At 74.6% G+C, this 17,555-nt stretch carries 11 protein-coding genes and 1 pseudogene; 5 read left to right on the top strand and 7 right to left on the bottom strand.

Annotated features, from left to right (window positions below; all coding sequences use genetic code 11):
- The first annotated feature begins 140 nt into the window (after positions 1-140).
- Positions 141-2,384: an MMPL family transporter gene (locus R4Z62_RS27120; RefSeq protein ID WP_491521145.1), complete on the top strand. Its 2,244-nt coding sequence runs from the start codon at positions 141-143 to the stop codon at positions 2,382-2,384.
- 86 nt (positions 2,385-2,470) lie between these two features.
- On the opposite strand, the pseudogene R4Z62_RS27115 reads toward R4Z62_RS27120, so the two are convergent.
- The 4 genes and pseudogenes from R4Z62_RS27115 to R4Z62_RS27100 form a co-directional block, all read right to left on the bottom strand.
- Positions 2,471-3,716, bottom strand: a pseudogene (locus R4Z62_RS27115) (glycosyltransferase).
- A 6-nt stretch (positions 3,717-3,722) separates the two neighbouring features.
- Entirely contained in the window at positions 3,723-5,006 is a 1,284-nt protein-coding gene (locus tag R4Z62_RS27110; RefSeq protein ID WP_491521144.1) for an ABC transporter substrate-binding protein, read from the bottom strand.
- Positions 5,006-5,839 (bottom strand): carbohydrate ABC transporter permease, encoded by an 834-nt coding sequence (locus R4Z62_RS27105; protein WP_491521143.1) that lies wholly within the window; start codon positions 5,837-5,839, stop codon positions 5,006-5,008. Before R4Z62_RS27105 ends, R4Z62_RS27110 begins: the two co-directional genes overlap by 1 nt.
- A 5-nt stretch (positions 5,840-5,844) precedes the next feature.
- On the bottom strand, positions 5,845-6,774 hold the full coding sequence (locus R4Z62_RS27100; RefSeq protein ID WP_385487956.1) for a carbohydrate ABC transporter permease: 930 nt from the start codon (positions 6,772-6,774) through the stop codon (positions 5,845-5,847).
- A gap of 150 nt (positions 6,775-6,924) precedes the next feature.
- Here R4Z62_RS27100 and R4Z62_RS27095 point away from each other — a divergent pair, with 150 nt between their 5' ends.
- Positions 6,925-7,791: a phosphotransferase enzyme family protein gene (locus R4Z62_RS27095; RefSeq protein ID WP_382847039.1), complete on the top strand. Its 867-nt coding sequence runs from the start codon at positions 6,925-6,927 to the stop codon at positions 7,789-7,791.
- 55 nt (positions 7,792-7,846) lie between these two features.
- Here R4Z62_RS27095 and R4Z62_RS27090 read toward each other — a convergent pair whose 3' ends face one another.
- Positions 7,847-8,569 (bottom strand): 3'-5' exonuclease, encoded by a 723-nt coding sequence (locus R4Z62_RS27090; RefSeq protein ID WP_491521142.1) that lies wholly within the window; start codon positions 8,567-8,569, stop codon positions 7,847-7,849.
- 99 nt (positions 8,570-8,668) lie between these two features.
- Entirely contained in the window at positions 8,669-9,958 is a 1,290-nt protein-coding gene (locus R4Z62_RS27085) for a DUF5919 domain-containing protein (RefSeq protein ID WP_491521141.1), read from the bottom strand.
- A 301-nt stretch (positions 9,959-10,259) separates the two neighbouring features.
- Between R4Z62_RS27085 and glgX the strand changes: the two genes are divergently transcribed.
- Positions 10,260-12,377 (top strand): glycogen debranching protein GlgX, encoded by a 2,118-nt coding sequence (gene glgX, locus R4Z62_RS27080; protein ID WP_064535856.1) that lies wholly within the window; start codon positions 10,260-10,262, stop codon positions 12,375-12,377.
- Here the strand turns inward: glgX and R4Z62_RS27075 are convergent.
- Positions 12,337-13,743 carry an MFS transporter gene (locus R4Z62_RS27075; RefSeq protein ID WP_491521140.1) on the bottom strand — a complete coding sequence of 469 codons (1,407 nt, stop codon included), beginning with the start codon at positions 13,741-13,743 and terminating at the stop codon, positions 12,337-12,339. The two genes, glgX and R4Z62_RS27075, sit on opposite strands and share 41 nt — an antisense overlap.
- A gap of 80 nt (positions 13,744-13,823) precedes the next feature.
- On the opposite strand from R4Z62_RS27075, the gene treY reads away from it, so the two are divergent.
- Positions 13,824-16,190, top strand: coding sequence for a malto-oligosyltrehalose synthase (gene treY / locus R4Z62_RS27070; RefSeq protein ID WP_491521139.1), 2,367 nt, complete (start codon positions 13,824-13,826; stop codon positions 16,188-16,190).
- 109 nt (positions 16,191-16,299) lie between these two features.
- Positions 16,300-17,550, top strand: coding sequence for a M14 family zinc carboxypeptidase (locus tag R4Z62_RS27065; RefSeq protein WP_491521138.1), 1,251 nt, complete (start codon positions 16,300-16,302; stop codon positions 17,548-17,550).
- Positions 17,551-17,555: the final 5 nt, after the last annotated feature.

Below are 17,555 nucleotides of genomic sequence, written 5' to 3'. Positions count from 1 at the left end.
TCCGGGCGCGGGCGGCCCCTAGCGTCGTTCCCGGAGGGTGGCGGCAGGGGGCCGCCGCCGCGCACGAGCCCCGTGGAACACCGCCGTCGGGGCCTGGAGGGGACAGGGCCGTCATGGGGAGACGAGGGGGCGGGGCCGTCATGGGACGACCGGACGCACGGGTACGGGGGTTCGCCGCGCGGGCGGGCGGCTGGAGCGCCCGGCACCGCTGGGCGGCGGTGGGCATCTGGGTGCTGTTCGTCGTCCTGGCGCTGGGGCTCGGCCCGGCCGCCGGGCGGCTCGACGTCAAGGACAGCGACCAGCTCAAGGGCGAGACACACACCGCCGCGAAGATCATCAAGGACGCGGGGATCAAGGAGCCGGCGGGCGAGAGCGTCCTGGTGCAGGCGAGGGACGGCTCCGTCAGGGCCACCGACGCCGCCTTCCGGGCCGCGGTCGCCGACGTGGTGAAGGCGGTCGGGGCCACCGGCGAGGTCACGGGGGTGAAGTCGCCGTACACGACGGGGACGGTCTCCGAGGACGGCCGCAGCGCGCTGGTGCAGTTCGACATGCGCGGTGACGCGGAGAGCGCGGGCGAGCGCGTCGGGACCGTACTGGACGCCGTCGGGAGGGTGCAGCGCGCGCACTCCTCGCTGCGGGTCGAGGAGATCGGCGCCGCCAGCATGAACAAGCAGTACTCCGACGCCTTCGGCAACGACTTCAAGCAGGCCGAGTACTCGGCCGTGCCGGTCGCGCTGGGCATCCTGCTGATCGCCTTCGGCGCGCTGGTCGCGGCGCTGCTGCCGGTGGCCCTCGCCGTCACCGCGATCATGGCGACGATGGGTCTGATGGGCCTCGTCAGCCACCTCCAGCCGATGAGCGACACCGCCAACTCGGTGATGCTGCTGGTCGGTATGGCGGTCGGGGTCGACTACTGCCTGTTCTATCTGCGCCGCGAGCGCGAGGAGCGGGCCGCCGGGCGCGACGCGGGAACCGCGCTGCGCATCGCCGCGGCCACCAGCGGCCGGGCGATCGTCGTCTCCGGGGTCACGGTGTGCGTGGCCATGGCGGGCATGCTGTTCACCGGGCTCGCCGAGTTCGAGGCGATGGGTCTGGCCTCGCTGATCGTGGTGGCGGTGGCCATGGTCGGTTCCGTCACCGTGCTGCCCGCGCTGCTGTCGCTGCTGGGCGAGCGGGTGGAGAAGGGCCGGCTGCCGTTCCTGCGGCGGCGCGGGAGCGGGCCACGGGAGAGCAGGTTCTGGGCGGCCGTGGTGCGCCGGGTGCTGGCCCGGCCGGTGGTGTCGGTGGCGGTGGCGCTCGGCGCGCTGCTGGCGGTGGCCGCGCCGGCGCTGGGCATGAAGACGTCCCAGCTGACGCTGGACCAGGAGTTCGGTGACTCGCTGCCCATCGTGCAGACGTACCAGCGGGTCAACGAGGCGTTCCCGGGCGGCTCGCAGCCCGCGCAGGTGGTGGTCTCGGCGCGGGACATCCAGGCACCCGAGGTGCGCTCCGCGCTGGCGGAGTTCAAGGAGCGGGCGATCGGCTCGGGCGCCTCGCGCGGTCCGGTGGACGTCAAGGTGTACGCGGAGCGCAACGTCGCCCTGGTGTCGGTGCCGCTGGTCGGCGGCTCCGACTACGACCGGGCCGGCGCGAGCCTGGAGAAGCTGCGCGAGGAGGTGCGACCGGCCACGCTCGGCGCGGTGGCGGGGGTGCGGGCGCCGGTCACCGGGCAGGTGGCGGGCTCCCACGACTTCAACGACCAGCTCGTCGGCTCGGTCGTCCCGGTCTTCGTGTTCGTGGTGGTCTTCGCCTTCCTGCTGATGCTGCTGTCGTTCCGCTCGCTGACGGTCGCCGTCACCTCGATCGTGCTGAACCTGCTGTCGGTGGGCGCGGCCTACGGCATCCTGGTCGCCGTCTTCCAGCACGGCTGGGGCGCGTCCCTGGTCGGCGCCCACGGCGTCGGCGCGATCGTCACCTGGCTGCCGCTGTTCCTGTTCGTGATCCTGTTCGGCCTGTCGATGGACTACCACGTGTTCGTGGTCTCCCGGATCCGCGAGGCGCGGGCGCGCGGGCGCGGCACCCGGGACGCCATCCAGCACGGTGTGGTCACCACGGCGGGGGTCGTCACCAGCGCCGCCGTCATCATGGTCGCCGTGTTCGCGATCTTCGGGACGCTGTCCATGCAGTCCATGAAGCAGATGGGCGTGGGCCTGGCCGCCGCGGTCCTGATCGACGCCACCGTGATCCGCGGTGTGCTGCTGCCCGCGGTGATGTCCCTGCTGGGCGAGCGCAACTGGTACCTGCCCAGGTGGCTGCGCCGGATGCCCGACCTCACCCACGACGAGGCGCCCGAGCCGGTGGTCCGGCCGGTCCCGGAGGACCGGGGCGAGCCGGTCGGCGTGTGAGCCGCTGACCCGCGGCCGGTGTGCGGCGGTGGGCCCGCCGGTTCCGAGGGGAACCGGCGGGCCCTCGCGCGTCCCGGTCTGGCCGGTCAGGCGCCGGCGCGGACCGCCGCGAGTTCGGCCTCGATCAGGTCGGCCGCCCGGCGGGTGCCGCCCTCCCCGGCCATCTCCTCGCGGATCTGTGCCAGCCGCCGCGCCACCTCGGGGTCGCCGACCAGGGCGAGGGCGTTCTCGCGCAGCGCCTCGGCGGTGGCCTCCTCGGTGGGCAGCTGCCGGGCGACGCCGAGCGCCTGGAGCATGTCGGCGTTGCCGAACTGGTCGACGGCCTGCGGTACGGCGATCATCGGGGTGCCGGTGGCCAGCCCCTCCTGGCTGCCGCCCGCCCCGGCGTGGGTGACGAACAGGTCGGCCTGCTTGAGGACGGCCAGTTGCGGGACCCAGGAGCGGACCTCCACGTTGTCCGGTACGTCGCCCAGTTCGGCGGGGTCGACGTGGCGGCCGATCTGGAGCACCAGGTGCCAGCCGGGCAGGGTGCCGAACGCCTCCACGCAGGCGCGGTAGAAGGCGGGCTGCTTGGTGAAGGACGAGCCCAGCGAGACGAGGACGACCTTGTCGGCGCCGGCGGGCCGCTGCCAGTCGCCCTCGGCGCTCCGGTCGCCCTGGCAGGCGCCGACGAAGGTGTACGTCGTCTCGTCCACCCGGTCGGCGTTCGGCTGGAGCGCCTTCGGGATGAGCACCAGGGAGCGGGCGGGGCGCCCGGCGAACACGTCGGGGTGCAGGGTGATGCCGTTCTCCTCCAGCCAGGCGCCGAAGCGGGCGTAGTAGGCCCGGCCGCGCTCGGTCTGGAGGGGCTCGCGCCACATCGGCTCGGCGATCTCCTGCTCGTAGCCCTCCCAGGCGACGAGGTTCGGGGAGAGCGAGACGACGGGCACGCCCCAGCGGTGGCCCAGGACCCGGGCCGGGTAGGAGGTGATGTCGTGCAGGACGAGGTCCGGTTCGTCGCCCTCGTAGGCGTCGAGGAGCTGCGGGAGCGCCTGGATCGCGTCGGCGAGGAACGGCTCGACGTTGTCCAGCAGGGTGCTCCCCCAGGCTTCCGGGTCGGCGTCGGGCCCCGGCAGGGTGCTGTTCCACAGCTTGGGTTCGGCGCCGGTCTCCGCGACCTTCTCCGCGAAGGACGGCGGGATGGCGTACGTCACCCGGTGGCCCCGCGCGACGAGTTCGCGGATCACCTCCAGGCTGGGGTTCACGTGGCCGTGGGCGGCGACGGAGAACATGGCGATGTGCGCGGGAGTGGTCATGTCCCCGACCCTAGGCGAGACGAGACGTCTCGTACAACTCATTTCAGCGCTGGTAGCGGGCGAGGACGCGATTGCCGTCCCGTTCCAGCCGTTCACGCAGCTCACCGAGGCCGATGGCCCCGCTGTAGTACTCCTGGAACGCCGGTGTCGCGACCTTGTCCTTCCACTCCGCGTAGCCCCGCACGGACTGCGCGGGCGCGCTGCGCAGCCCGGCGGCGAGGGCGGTGCCGGTCGCCCAGCCGTAGCGCTCCGTGTGCAGGGCGGGGTCCTTCAGGGCCCGGGTGCCGGTGGGCAGCATCCAGTCGCCGAGGGCCAGGCGCACCATGTGGCCGGGGCGGAGCAGGAAGCCGAGGAACGCGGCGGCCTCCTTCTTGTGCGGGCTGTCGGCCGCGACGGACAGCGTCTGCGGGCTGACGCCCTGGGCGGGTCCGCCGGCGCCGGCCGGGGCGGGCAGCACCCGCCAGGCGAAGCCCTTCGGCGCCTGCTGCTCGATCTGCTGACGGTAGGAGAAGCCGAGCGGCACCATCGCGTACCGGCCCGCGAAGAAGCCGGGCAGGGTGTCGGAGCCGCCGCTGCCCAGCGTCGTCGGGGAGGCGCTGCGGTCGGCGCCGATCTGGGCGCGGACGGTGCGCGGCACCACCTGGTCGGCGTCCTCGAACCGCACGGTGACCTTGCCGTCCGCGTCCCGGTGGAACAGCCGCCCGCCGGTGGACAGCGACAGGTTGAGCGTGGCGGAGACGGGTTCCTTCAGCGGCCAGGCCACCCCGTATCTCCCGGGGCCGCTCAGCCTCTTCGCCACCTGCCGGAACTCCTCCCAGCTCCAGGGCGCGGCGGGCGTCGGTATCCGCACGCCGGCCCGGTCCAGCAGCCGGGAGTTGGCGATGAGCACCCAGGGCTCCTGGAGGAACGGCACGCCGTAGACGCCGCCGCCGAAGGTGGCCGTCTCCCAGCTCCGCCCCGGTATGTCCGCCGTCAGGTCCCGGGGCAGCAGCCCGGTCAGGTCGGCGAGGTAGCCGCCGTGGGCGAAGTCGGCGAGGTCGTCGGAGGCGTCATGGACGATGTCGGGCGCCTCGCCGCCCTCGAAGGCGGTGAGCAGTTGGTCGTGGACGCTGTCCCAGCTGCCCTGGACGTACTCGACGCGGATGTCCGGATGGGCGGCGTTCCACTCCGCCACCAGCGCCTTGGTGGCCGCGACGGACTCCCGCTGCCAGGCCGGCGACTGGAAGCGCAGGGTGATCGGGCCGCCGTCGGCGCGGGGGTCGGCGGTGCAGCCGGCCAGCAGCACGGCGAGGACCAGGGCCACGGCCGCGGCGGCGCGGGCGCGCATCAGCTCTTCACCGCCCCGGCGAGCAGCCCGCCCGTGATCCGCCGCTGGACGATCGCGAAGACCACGAGGGAGGGCAGGGTGGCGAGGAAGGCCGCGGCGGCGAGCGGCCCGAGGTCCGCGACGCCCTCGGCGCCGATGAAGTGGGTGAGGACGACGGGCAGCGTCTGCTTCTCGGGGGACTTCAGCAGCACCAGCGCGAAGAAGAACTCGTTCCACGCGGTGACGAAGGCGAACAGCGCGGTGGCCGCGATGCCCGGCGCGAGCAGCGGCGCCGTCACCGACACCAGCGTCCGCAGCCGTCCGGCGCCGTCCACCGCCGCGGCCTCCTCCAGTTCGGCCGGGACGGCGCGGACGTATCCGGCGAGCATCCACAGCGCGAACGGCAGCGACCACACCACGTGGACCAGGACCAGACCGGCGAGGGAGTCGATCAGCCGCAGCTCCTTGAGGACGAGGAAGAGCGGGATGATCAGCAGGACGAAGGGGAACGCCTGGCTGACCACCACCCAGCCGGTGGCGGCGCGCGCCAGCCGCCCGCGGCCACGCGCCATGACGTAGGCCATCGGGGTGGCGAGCAGCACGGCGATCACCGCCGCGCCGAACGCGGCCAGCAGGGAGTTGAGCGCGGCGTGCGGCAGCGGCTGCTCGTCGAAGGCCAGCCGGAAGTTGCCGAGGGTGGGGTGGCGCGGGATCCAGGTGGGGTGCGCGGCGGCCAGTTCGCGCGGGGGTTTGAACGCGGTGGACAGCAGCCACAGGAACGGCAGGGCCAGGAAGGCGAGATAGGCGAGCAGCGCGGCGTACTGTCCCGCGCGGGCGCCGGGCGAAGTCCTCATGCCCGTCACGTCCGGTCACCTCCCTTCAGTCGGCCGGCGAGGAAGACCGCCAGCAGCACCGAGACGACGGCGACCATGACGCAGCCCATCGCCGCCGCGTATCCGAACTGCCCGTAGCGGAAGGCCTCCTCGTAGGCGAAGAGCATGGGCAGCCGGGTCCGGCCGCCCGGTCCGCCGTTGGTCAGCACATAGACCAGGGCGAAGGAATTGAAGTTCCAGATCAGGTTGAGCGCGCTGATGGCGAGGGCGACGGGTCTGAGGGCGGGCCAGGTGACCGCGCGGAAGCGGCGCCAGGCTCCGGCGCCGTCCACGGCGGCGGCCTCGTGCAGTTCGCGCGGGGTGTTCTGGAGGCCGGCGAGCAGGGCGACGGTGGTCTGCGGCATCCCGGCCCACACACCGGCCACGACGACGGCGGGCAGCGCCGTGGCCGGGTCGCCGAGCCAGTCGTGGCCGCCGCCGAGGCCGAGGCCGCGCAGCGTCTCGCCGAGGATGCCGGCGTCGGGGTGGTAGAGGAGCCGCCACATGATGCCGACGACGACCTCGGGCATCGCCCAGGGCACGATGGCCAGGGCGCGGGCCGCCCAGCGCAGCCGCAGGTCCTGGTCGAGCAGGAGGGCGAGACCGAGCGCGAGCAGGAACTGCGCCGCCGTGACCGTGAGCGCCCACACGAGTCCGATCCGGAACGACTCCCGGAACAGCCGGTCGTGCGCCAGGTCCTGGAAGTTGAGGGTGCCGGTCCACCGGGTGGGCTCGGTGCGGCCGGACTGGGCGTCGGTGAAGGCGAGCAGCACGCCGTGCAGCAGCGGGCCGACGCTCAGGACCAGGATGGGCACGAGCGCGGGCAGCACCAGGAACCAGGCACCGGGCCCGTGCGGGCCCCGCCCGGGTCGGGGCGCCCCGCGCACCGGCGGTCGTGCCTCGGTCACCGCTGTCACGTGATCAACCCCCTGGTCGGCCGGGGCGGGCCCGGTCATGGTCGTGAAGGCGCGGTGCCCCGTCAAGAGCCCGCGCACACGCTCCCACCTGTACGAATGCGACACTGTCCGGCGGAGAACGGGATCCGGGCGGACACGGAGGCGGGCGACATGGACGAGGCGAGGGCGCGCGAGGTGCTGGTCGCTGCCGGGGTGCTGCCGGTCCCGGCGGCGCGCGGGGCGCGGCTGCTGGCGCTGGGCGAGAACGCGGTGTTCGCCGCCGGTGACCTGGTGGTCAAGGTGGGCCGCGACGCCGAACTGTTCGACCGGGCCGGCCGCGAGCTGGCGGTGGCCGAGTGGCTGGCCGGGGCCGGGGTGCCCGCGGTCCGGGCGGCCGACCCGCGGGCGCGGCTCGTCGAGGGTCATCCGGTGACCGTGTGGCACCGGCTCCCGGATCCGGTGCGTCCGGCCGAGCCGGGTGACCTCGCTCCCCTGCTCCGGGCCGTCCACGCCCTGCCCGCCCCGGACTTCCCGCTGCCGCCGCGCGAACTGCTGGGCGGGGTGGAGCGCTGGCTGCGGCTCGCGGGCGACGCGATCGACCCGGCGGACGCGGCGTATCTGCGCGAGCGTCGCGACGGTTTCGCCCCGGCCGCCGCCGCGCTCGCCCCGCAGCTGCCGCCCGGCCCGATCCACGGCGACGCGCTGCCCCGCAATGTGCACATCGGCCCGGACGGACCGGTCCTGGTCGACCTGGAGACCTTCTCCTTCGACCTGCGCGAGCACGACCTGGTGGTGCTGGCGCTGTCCCGGGACCGCTACGGGCTGCCCGCCGCCGCCTACGACTCCTTCACCTCGGGCTACGGCTGGGACGTACGGGAGTGGGCGGGGTGCACGGTGCTGCGCGGGGCGCGGGAGACGGCCAGTTGCGCCTGGGTCGCCCAGCACGCGCCGAGCAACCCCAGGGCGCTGGCCGAGTTCGAACGCCGGGTGGCGTCGCTGCGGGACGGGGACGAGTCGGTGCGCTGGTACCCCTTCTGAGCCGCCCCGGCGCGCCCCGCCCCTCCGCGCGCCGCTCCTGTCGCCCCGGGGGCCGTCAGACGGTCTCGCCCGCGGGCTGCCGCAGCGGCCAGGTCCCGTCGACCACCGCTCCCGCGTCGCCCTTGCGGCGCAGGAAGCTCTGGAAGTCCGCCGCCCAGGCCGCGTACCACTCGATCTGACGGCGGTGCAGCTCCGCCGGGCCGAGGGCCGCGACCTTCGGGTGGCGGCCGGCTATCGCCCCGGCCAGCCGGGCCGCCGCGAGCGCGTCCGCCGAGGCATCGTGCGCGGAGCCGAGGACCACGCCGTACTCCGTGCAGACGGCCTGGAGGGTGCGCTTGCCGCGTCGGTAGCGGTCGACCGAGCGGTCGATGGTGTACGGGTCGACGACCGGGCCCGGCTCGGCCCCGCCCAGGCGGTCGCCGAGCGACGGCAGCCCGTGGCGCCGCAGTTCGGCGGCGAGCAGGGTCAGGTCGAAGGCCGCGTTGTACGCCACGACGGGCACGCCCGCCCTCCAGTACCCGGTCAGCGCCTCCGCCACCGCGTCGGCGACCCGGTCGGCCGGGGCGCCCTCGGCGGCGGCCCGCTCATTGCTGATGCCGTGCACGGCGACCGCGTCCTCGGGGATCGGGACCCCCGGGTCGGCCAGCCACTGCCGGTGGCCGAGCGGCTCTCCTCCTCTGACCTCGATCACGGCCGCCGTGACGATGCGCGCCTCGTGCGGATCCGTCCCGGTCGTCTCCAGGTCGAAGCCGATCAGCAGCTCCTGGTGCCAGCCCATGGCGGCCCCCCTTCTCGGTGGTGCTTCCCCCAGTGGTCCCCACCTTCGCACGGGCCACTGACAACGCGAGGAGCGCGTTCCGCTGATCGGCGGGATGATTCAGGACACTGGGCGCGAATCGGTCCACATCAGCTCGAACTCCTCGCGGTAGGTGGAGAAGAGGCCGCCTTCGCCCACGTCGCCCACCTCGTCCGGCTTGACCGTCCTGGTCCCGTGCCTGTTCCCGTTGCGCAGCACGAACACCGGCGCCTCCATGCCCCGGCTGCGCCGCAGGTGCGACTGGACGACCGCGACGCCATCGGAGCCGTCGCCGTCCACCAGGTAGGCCGTCAGGCGCGGTGTCTCGTCGTAGACCTGGATCTCGAAGGCGTCCGGGTCGCGCAGCCGGGAGCGCACCCGGCGCATGTGCAGGATGCCCATCTCCACCGACCGGCTCAGCTCGCCGCGCTTGAGGCCCAGTTCCCGCTCGCGCCGCTTGACCGCGCTGGAGGCCGGGTTCAGGAACAGCAGCCGCACCCGGCAGCCGGACTCGGCCAGCCGCACCAGGCGGCGGCCGGAGAAGTTCTGCACCAGCAGGTTCAGGCCGATGCCCATGGCGTCCAGGCGGCGGGCGCCGCCGAAGATGTCCTCGGCCGGGAACTGCCGCAGCAGCCGCACCCGGTCCGGGTGCACGGCGACCACGTCCGCGTACCGGTCGCCGACCAGGTCCTCCACGGCGTCCACCGGCAGCCGCCGGGCCGAGGGCACGTCGCCGCCGGTGCCGAGGATCTCCAGCAGCCGCGCGGAGGCGCGCTCGGCCTGGCTGAGCACGGCCTTGGACAGGGCGCGGTTGCGCGAGACGACGTTGCGGGTGACCTCCAGCTCGTCCAGGGCGAGTTCGACGTCCCGGCGCTCGTCGAGGTACGGCTCGAAGCAGGGCCAGTGCTGCACCATCAGCTCGCGCAGCTGGGGCAGGGTGAGGAAGCTGATGACATTGTCGTCGGCCGGGTCGAGCAGATAGCCCTTGCGGCGGCTGACCTCCCGGACCGCGACGGCGCGCTGCACCCACTCCTGCCCGGCCGGTCCGGCGGCGGCGACCACCCAGTCGTCGCCGTGGACGGGCTCGTAGACGGGCCGCAGCACGGCCGAGACGACCGAGCGCAGCCGCTGTTCGACGAGGTTCAGCCAGATGTAGGCCCGGCCGGCCCGCTGGGCGCGGGTGCGCACCTCGCGCCAGGCGTCCGCGTCCCAGTCCAGCTCCGGGCCGATGGCACCCGCGTCCATCGGCCGGGCCAGGGACACCGCGCCGGGCGGGACGTCTGCGGAGTTCCCCTCGTGACCCTCGTCACCAGGGGGAAGCTCCAGGCCTCCCGAGCCCACCCGTGCACCGCCTTCCGCTCCCCCGAGCATCCCCGTCCCAACGATCAAGGAAGGGTACTCCGGGAGCGGTACCGGGTGCAGCCGGATGGACAGCTCCTTTCCCAACTTCCCCCGGTCACTCACGTGTTCCGGCCGCGACGGGCGGCGCGGTGAGCGGATTCACGGGGTTGACGGGAGCGGCGGACCCGGCGCCGGGGTTTTCGAACAGCTTCGGACAGAACGCGGCCGGACGACGCACCCGTGGCGAAGTCATAGGTGGCGGCCGCACTTTCGGGGACACTCGGGCCAGGGGCGCCACCCGGGGCGCCGCACACCACAGAGGGTCGTGTCCATGCAGGTCTGGCCTGGAGAGGCGTATCCGCTCGGCGCCACGTACGACGGCGCCGGCACCAACTTCGCGGTCTTCACGGAGGCCGCGGACCGAGTGGAGCTGTGTCTGCTGCACGACGACGGCTCGGAGACGGCGGTGGAGCTGCGGGAGAGCGACGCGTTCGTCCGGCACGCGTACCTGCCGGGCGTGATGCCCGGCCAGCGGTACGGGTTCCGCGCGCACGGTCCGTACGCCCCGGAGCGCGGGCTGCGCTGCAACTCGGCGAAGCTGCTGCTGGATCCGTACGCGCGTGCGATCAGCGGCTCGGTCCGGTGGGGCGAGGAGGTCTACGGCTACCACTTCGGCGACCCCGGCCGCCGCAACGACCTGGACTCCGCCCCGCACACCATGACGTCGGTGGTGGTGAACCCGTACTTCGACTGGGGCGACGACCGTCCGCCGCGCCGCGGCTACCACGAGACGGTGATCTACGAGGCGCACGTCAAGGGCCTCACCATGCGCCACCCGGGGCTGCCCGAGGAGCTGCGCGGCACCTACGCGGCACTGGCCCACCCGGCGGTCATCGAACACCTGACGGAGCTGGGGGTGACGGCCCTGGAGCTGATGCCCGTACACCAGTTCGTCAACGACCACCGTCTGGTGGACATGGGCCTGAACAACTACTGGGGCTACAACACCATCGGCTTCTTCGCCCCGCACAACGCGTACACCTCCTGGGGCGACCGCGGGCAGCAGGTCCTGGAGTTCAAGTCGGCGGTCAGGGCGCTGCACGAGGCCGGGATCGAGGTCATCCTCGACGTGGTCTACAACCACACCGCGGAGGGCAACCACCTGGGCCCGACCCTGTCCTTCAAGGGCCTCGACAACCCGCGCTACTACCGCCTCGCGGACGACCCGCGCCACTACACGGACACCACCGGCACCGGGAACTCCCTGCTGATGCGGTCCCCGCACGTGCTCCAGCTGATCATGGACTCGCTGCGCTACTGGGTCACCGAGATGCATGTGGACGGCTTCCGCTTCGACCTGGCGGCCACCCTGGCGCGGCAGTTCCACGAGGTGGACCGGCTGTCGTCGTTCTTCGACCTGGTGCAGCAGGACCCGGTGGTCTCCCAGGTGAAGCTGATCGCCGAGCCCTGGGACGTGGGCGAGGGCGGCTACCAGGTGGGCAACTTCCCGCCGCTGTGGACCGAGTGGAACGGCAAGTACCGCGACACCGTACGGGACCTGTGGCGCGGCGAGCCACGGGCGCTGGCGGAGTTCGCCTCCCGGCTGACCGGCTCCTCCGACCTCTACCAGGACGACGGCCGCCGCCCGCTGGCCTCGATCAACTTCGTCACCTGCCACGACGGCTTCACCCTGCACGACCTGGTGGCCTACAACGACAAGCACAACGCGGCCAACGGCGAGGACAACCGGGACGGCGAGAGCCACAACCGGTCCTGGAACTGCGGGACCGAGGGCCCCACCGACGACCCGGAGGTGCGGGAGCTGCGGGCCCGGCAGATGCGCAACTTCCTCTCCACGCTGATGCTGTCCCAGGGCGTGCCGATGATCAGCCACGGCGACGAGTTCGCGCGCACCCAGCGGGGCAACAACAACGCCTACTGCCAGGACAACGAACTGGCCTGGGTGCGCTGGCCGGAGCCCGGCGAGCCGGACGGCGAGCTGCTGGAGTTCGTCCGGGCGATGGCCCGGCTGCGCAAGGAGCACCCGGTCTTCCGGCGGCGCCGCTTCTTCCACGGGCGGCCGGTGGAGGGCACCCACGACGAGCTCTCGGACATCGCCTGGTTCACCCCGGAGGGCAAGGAGATGACCCAGCGGGACTGGGACTCCGCGTCGGCCTCCGCGCTGACCGTGTTCCTCAACGGCAACGCGATCTCCGAGCCGGGCCAGCGCGGCGAGCGGATCACCGACGACTCGTTCCTGCTGATGTTCAACGCGGCGGCCCGGCCCCTGGACTTCGTCGTGCCGGTCGACCACGGGCGCCAGTGGCGGGTGGTCGTGGACACCGCCCGCTCCGTCCCGGTCCCGCCCGGCACCGGCCGCGGCGCGCAGGCGGGCGACCGGCTCACCCTCACGGACCGGAGCCTGGTCGTCCTGCAACGCCCGGCGTAGTCCTCCGGGCGCGGTCGTCGGCGCCCACGCGCGCGGGGAGGGTGTCCGGCGAGGCGGGCGCGCGGGGCACCGGCCGCGCCGCCAGCGCGAGCACCGCGGCGAGCGCGGCCGCCGTGCTCGCCACGGCGAAGGCGGCGCCGGGCCCGTGGGCACCGGCCAGCCGGCCGCAGACGGCGACGGCGACGGCCTGCCCGGCGACGATCGCGCTCGTCGCGTACGCCATCGCCTCGGCGAGCCGGGCGGGCGGCACCGCGCGCTCGGTCAGCGCGAACACCGTGATCAAATGCGGGGCGTAGGCCACCCCGAGCACGGTCACCACGGTGTACAGCGCGGCCAGGCCATGGGTGACCAGGAGCGGCAGGGACAGCGCGAACGCCGCCGCCGTGGCCGTCCGCCATCTGGCCCGCAGTCCGAAGCGGGCGGGCAGCGCCGCCATGGACAGCCCGGCGACCGCGCTCATCACCCCCATGGCGGCGTACACCAGACCGGCCTGGTCCTCGTGGCCCAGCCGCCCGGTCAGCGCGGTGATGCCCGCCTGGCAGGCGCCGAACATCGCCCCCTGGAGGGCCAGCGCCGCCCGCAGCGCGTGCACGGCGCGCGGCATGCGCGGACGACGGCCGGTGTCCTCGCCGCGGCCGGCACGCGCGCGTGCGTCGGCCCTCCGCCCGGCACGCGCGCGTAGGACGGGCGGCCGTCCGCCACGCGCGCGCGTGGCGGCCCGGTGGCCGCTGGCGGCCGGGCGGGTCGCCGCGGCCGTCGGGTGCAGGGCGAAGCCGGTGCCGCACACCGCCACCAGCACCGCCGCCGCGCCCAGGGCGTACGCCGGGTGCGCGAGGACCGAGGCGACACCGACCAGGGCGGGGCCGAGGACGAACGAGATCTCGTCGAGGGTGCTCTCGAAGGAGAGCGCCGCGCCCACCGTGTCCTCGGACGCCCCGGCCCCGCGGGCGAGGGCGACGAGGCGGGCGCGGGCCAGCGGGCCGATCAGCGGTACGGTCGCGCCCGCGCCCGCGCCCAGCAGCGCGAGCGCGGGCGCGCCGAGCCCCGCGAGCGCCCCGGCGACCAGCGCGGTGATCGCCACCGCGTTGGCCCAGGCGAACAGCAGCACGACGGCGCGCTGTCCGTGCCGGTCGGCGAGCCGCCCCACGAGGGGCCCGCACGAGACCTGCCCGAGGGCGAGCGCTCCTCCGGTCAATCCGGCGGCGGCCAGCGAGTCACTCGTCCGGGCGACCAGCAGCACACTGCCGAACTGGATGGTGGCCGTGGGCAGCCGCCCGGGGAACGACACCGCAGGAAGCAGCGGTCCGGTCAGGCCGATCACGTCACGGTAGGTCTCCCGGGCGCCGCGCCGCCGCGCTGTGGTCATCGTCCGAAGCTAGCCATTCACACCGCGCACGTGGACGGACCGATGACACGAAACCGGGCCAGGCGGGTACGTAGCATCGCATGACACCCGAGCACCCCGTACCCGCCGTGCCCACGGCCACCTACCGGCTCCAGCTCCAGCCCGCGTTCCCGTTCGAGGCCGCCGCGGCGGCCGTGCCGTACCTGGCGTCGCTCGGCGTCTCGCACCTGCACCTCTCCCCCGTCCTGGAGGCCGTCCCGGGTTCGCCGCACGGGTACGACGTGGTGGACCACTCGCGGGTGCGCGGCGAACTCGGCGGCGAGGAGGGGCTGCGCGCGCTGGCGCGCACCGCGCGGGAGCACGGTCTCGGCCTGATCGTGGACATCGTGCCGAACCACATGGCGATGGTCCCGCGGCACAACCCCGCCCTGTGGGACGTGCTGCGGGAGGGTCCCGCGTCCGCGTACGCCCGCTGGTTCGACATCGACTGGGAGGCCGGGGGCGGCAAGGTGCTGCTGCCGGTGCTCGGCGGCCCGGTCGGCGCGGAGGCCGGGCAGCTGAAGGCGGACGGCGACGTGCTGCGCTACTACGACCACGCCTTCCCGCTGCGGGCGGGCACCGCGCACCTGCCGCTGCCGGAGCTGCTGGACGCGCAGTGGTACCGGCCGGTGTGGTGGCGGCTGGCCCGTACGGAGCTGAACTACCGCCGCTTCTTCAGCATCTCGGAGCTGATCGGGGTGCGGGTGGAGGACCCGGAGGTGTTCGACGCGACCCACGGCAAGATCCTCCAGCTGCTGCGCGAGGGCGTGGTCGACGGGCTGCGGATCGACCACCCCGACGGCCTCGCCGACCCCGACGGCTACCTCGCCCGGCTGCACCGGGCGAGCGGCGGCCGCTGGACGGTGGTGGAGAAGATCCTCTCCGCGGGTGAGCACCTGCCGCCCTCCTGGCCGGTCGCGGGCACCACCGGGTACGACGCCCTGCGGCACGCCGACGGGCTGTTCACCGATCCGGCCGGCGCGGACGAACTGCTGGACCACTACCGGAGCTTCGCCGCCCCGCAGACCGACCGCGGCGGCGACTGGGCGGCCACGGTCCGGCGGGCCGCGTACCAGGTGATCGGCCACGAGCTGGCCGCCGAGAGCGCGCGGCTGACCCGCGCCGCGGACCGGGTGTGCTCGTCCGCGCCCGACCCGGCGCTGCGCGACCGCGCGCCGTGGGCGCTGCGCACCGCGCTCCAGGAGCTGCTGGTCCGTCTGGAGGTGTACCGGCCCTACGCCTCCGTGGACGCGGCCTCGGTGGTCACCGAGGAGGCCGCCGGACGGGCCCGGCTCGCCTTCGCCGTGCCCGAGGAGGCCGACGCCGTGGACGTGGTGCGCGACCTGGTGGTCGGCCGGGCCGGCGAGGGTGCGGGGGCGGCGGAGCTGCGGACCCGGTTCGCGCAGGCCGCCTCCGCGCTGCGCGCGAAGTCCGTGGAGGACACCGCGTACTACCGGTACGTGCCGCTGCTGTCGGCCAACGAGGTCGGCGGGGACCCGGGGCGCCCGGCCGTGCCGCCCGAGGACTTCCACGCGTACTGCGCGCGCGTGCAGCGCGACTGGCCCGGGACCGGGACGGTGGTCACCACGCACGACACCAAGCGCAGCGCGGACGTGCGGGCGGCCCTGACCGTGCTGACCCAGTGCCCGGGGCGCTGGGCACGGCTGCTGGCCGAGGTGACCGGCGAGGACGCGCTCGTGCCCGACGCGCAACTGGCGTGGGCGGCCTGGCAGACGGTGTTCGGGCTGGGTCCCGCCGATCCGGAGCGGGTGCGCGGCGCGCTGCTGAAGCATGTGCGCGAGGCGGGTCTGTACACGAGCTGGACGGAGCGCGAGGCGGCGTACGAGAAGGCGGTGGAGCGGTTCGTCGCCGAGGGGCCGTGCGGGGCGCCGGGCGCGCGGGTGAGCGCCTTCCGCGACGAGCTGGAGGCCCATGTCGCGGCCAATGTGCTGGGCACGGCCCTGGTGCACCTGACGATGCCGGGCGTGCCCGATCTCTACCAGGGCACGGAGGCCGAGTACCGGGCGCTGGTCGACCCGGACAACCGGCGGCCCGTGGACCTGCCGCCCGCCGACGCGGGGGTCAAGGGCGCGCTGACGGCGGCGGCGCTGCGGCTGCGGGGGCGCCGGCCCGAGGTGTTCGGCGCCGCGGGGACGTACGAGCCGCTGCGCGCCGAGGGCCCGGCGGCGGAGCACTGCGCGGCCTTCACACGCTCCGGTGAGGTGGTCACGGCCGTGACCCGGCTGTCGCTGCGCCTGGCGGAGGCGGGCGGCTGGCGCGGCACCCGGCTGCCGCTGCCGCCGGGCCGCTGGGCGGACGTCCTGGCTCCGGGACGGCACTTCGAGGGGCACGCGCGCGTGGCGGAGCTGTTCGCGGCGCTGCCGGTGGCGCTGCTGGAACGGGTCGGCGGACCGGCCGGCGAGGACTGAGCGCGGGGCGCCGGGAGGGGGTGCCCGGTCCGTCGTCGAGCATGCCCTTGACAGCCGTCACCGGCCGTGGGGTACTGCGGAATGCGAAACCGGGCGGACGCGTACGGGGGTGAGTCCTCTGCCGGAGACGCGCTACCCCAGTGTGCCCGAACTGGTGGCCGGTGCCCGAGCGCTGGCCGCGCACCGGCCGGACCTGTGCGCCCTCGACCGGGTCGGTCTCTCCCGGGCGGGCCGGCCGCTGCACCTGCTGTCCGTGGGGCACGCCCGCCGGGCCGTGCTGGTGGTCGCGGGCGCGCACGCCAACGAGCCCGCGGGCGGTTCGACGCTCCTGGCGCTGGCCCGGCGGGTGCGGGACGAGCGGGAGCTGCGGGCGGACACCTCCTGGCACTTCCTGCTCTGCGCCGACCCGGACGGGGCGAGCCTGCACGTGACCCCGGCGCCGCGCACGCTGCTCGACTACCACCTGGGCTTCTTCCGGCCGGCCGGGGCCGAGCAGCCGGAGTGGTCGCCGTCCGTGCTGCCGCCCGGCCGGCTGCCGCCCGAGACCCGGGCGCTGACCGGGGTGATCGACGCGCTGCGCCCCTACCTCCAGGTGACGCTGCACGGCACCGAGCTGGGCGGCAGCTGGGTGCAGCTCACCCGCGACGTGCCCGGTCTGGCGGAACCTTTCTGCAAATCGGCGGCGGAGCTGCGCATCCCCATCGAGACGGGGGCCTGCGACGCGGCGGGCTGGCCCGTCTCCGGGCCCGGGGTGCGGGTGATGCCGGCGCCCGGCGCGGCCCCGGCCCACCCGAGCCTGCCCGACGACGCCCGGCACAGCACCTGGTACCACGCGCACCGCCACGGCGGTCTGACGGCGGTCGTGGAGATCCCGATGTGGGCGAGCGACCTGGTCGACGACCCGGCACCGCACCCCGCGCCCGAGGCGGAGCTGCGGCGGCTGGCCGCCCGGCTGCTGCGGGACGCGCGGGCGGTGGAGGCGGTGCTCGCCGACGCGCTGCCCCGGCTGCGGGGCGCCGACGGGCCGCTGCTGCGCGCGGCCCGCTGGGGTCTCGGCGTGGTGCCGGGGCTGGCGGCGGACTGGACGGACGGCCCGCCCGCCGACACGAGCAGGGCCTACGTCGGCAGTGTGGACGCCTTCGGCCGGCGGCTGCCGCTGCGGGCCGCCGCGATGCTGCTGCGGGTGCTGCGCGCGGCCGACGACCGGGCGGCACCGGCGCTCGCCCGTCTCGTGGCGACCTGGAGCGTGGCCTTCGCCGACCGGTTCCGGGCCCGCTGGGTGCCGCTGGAGCACCAGGTGGAGCACCAGTCCCGCACGGTGGTGGAGACGGCCCGCCACGCCCGTGACGTGGCCGGCTGACGGTG

The sequence above is a fragment of the Streptomyces sp. PL-25 genome (genome assembly GCF_058344915.1).
Note: the sequence above shows the minus strand (reverse complement) of the source record. Positions and strands in the feature narration are given on the sequence as shown.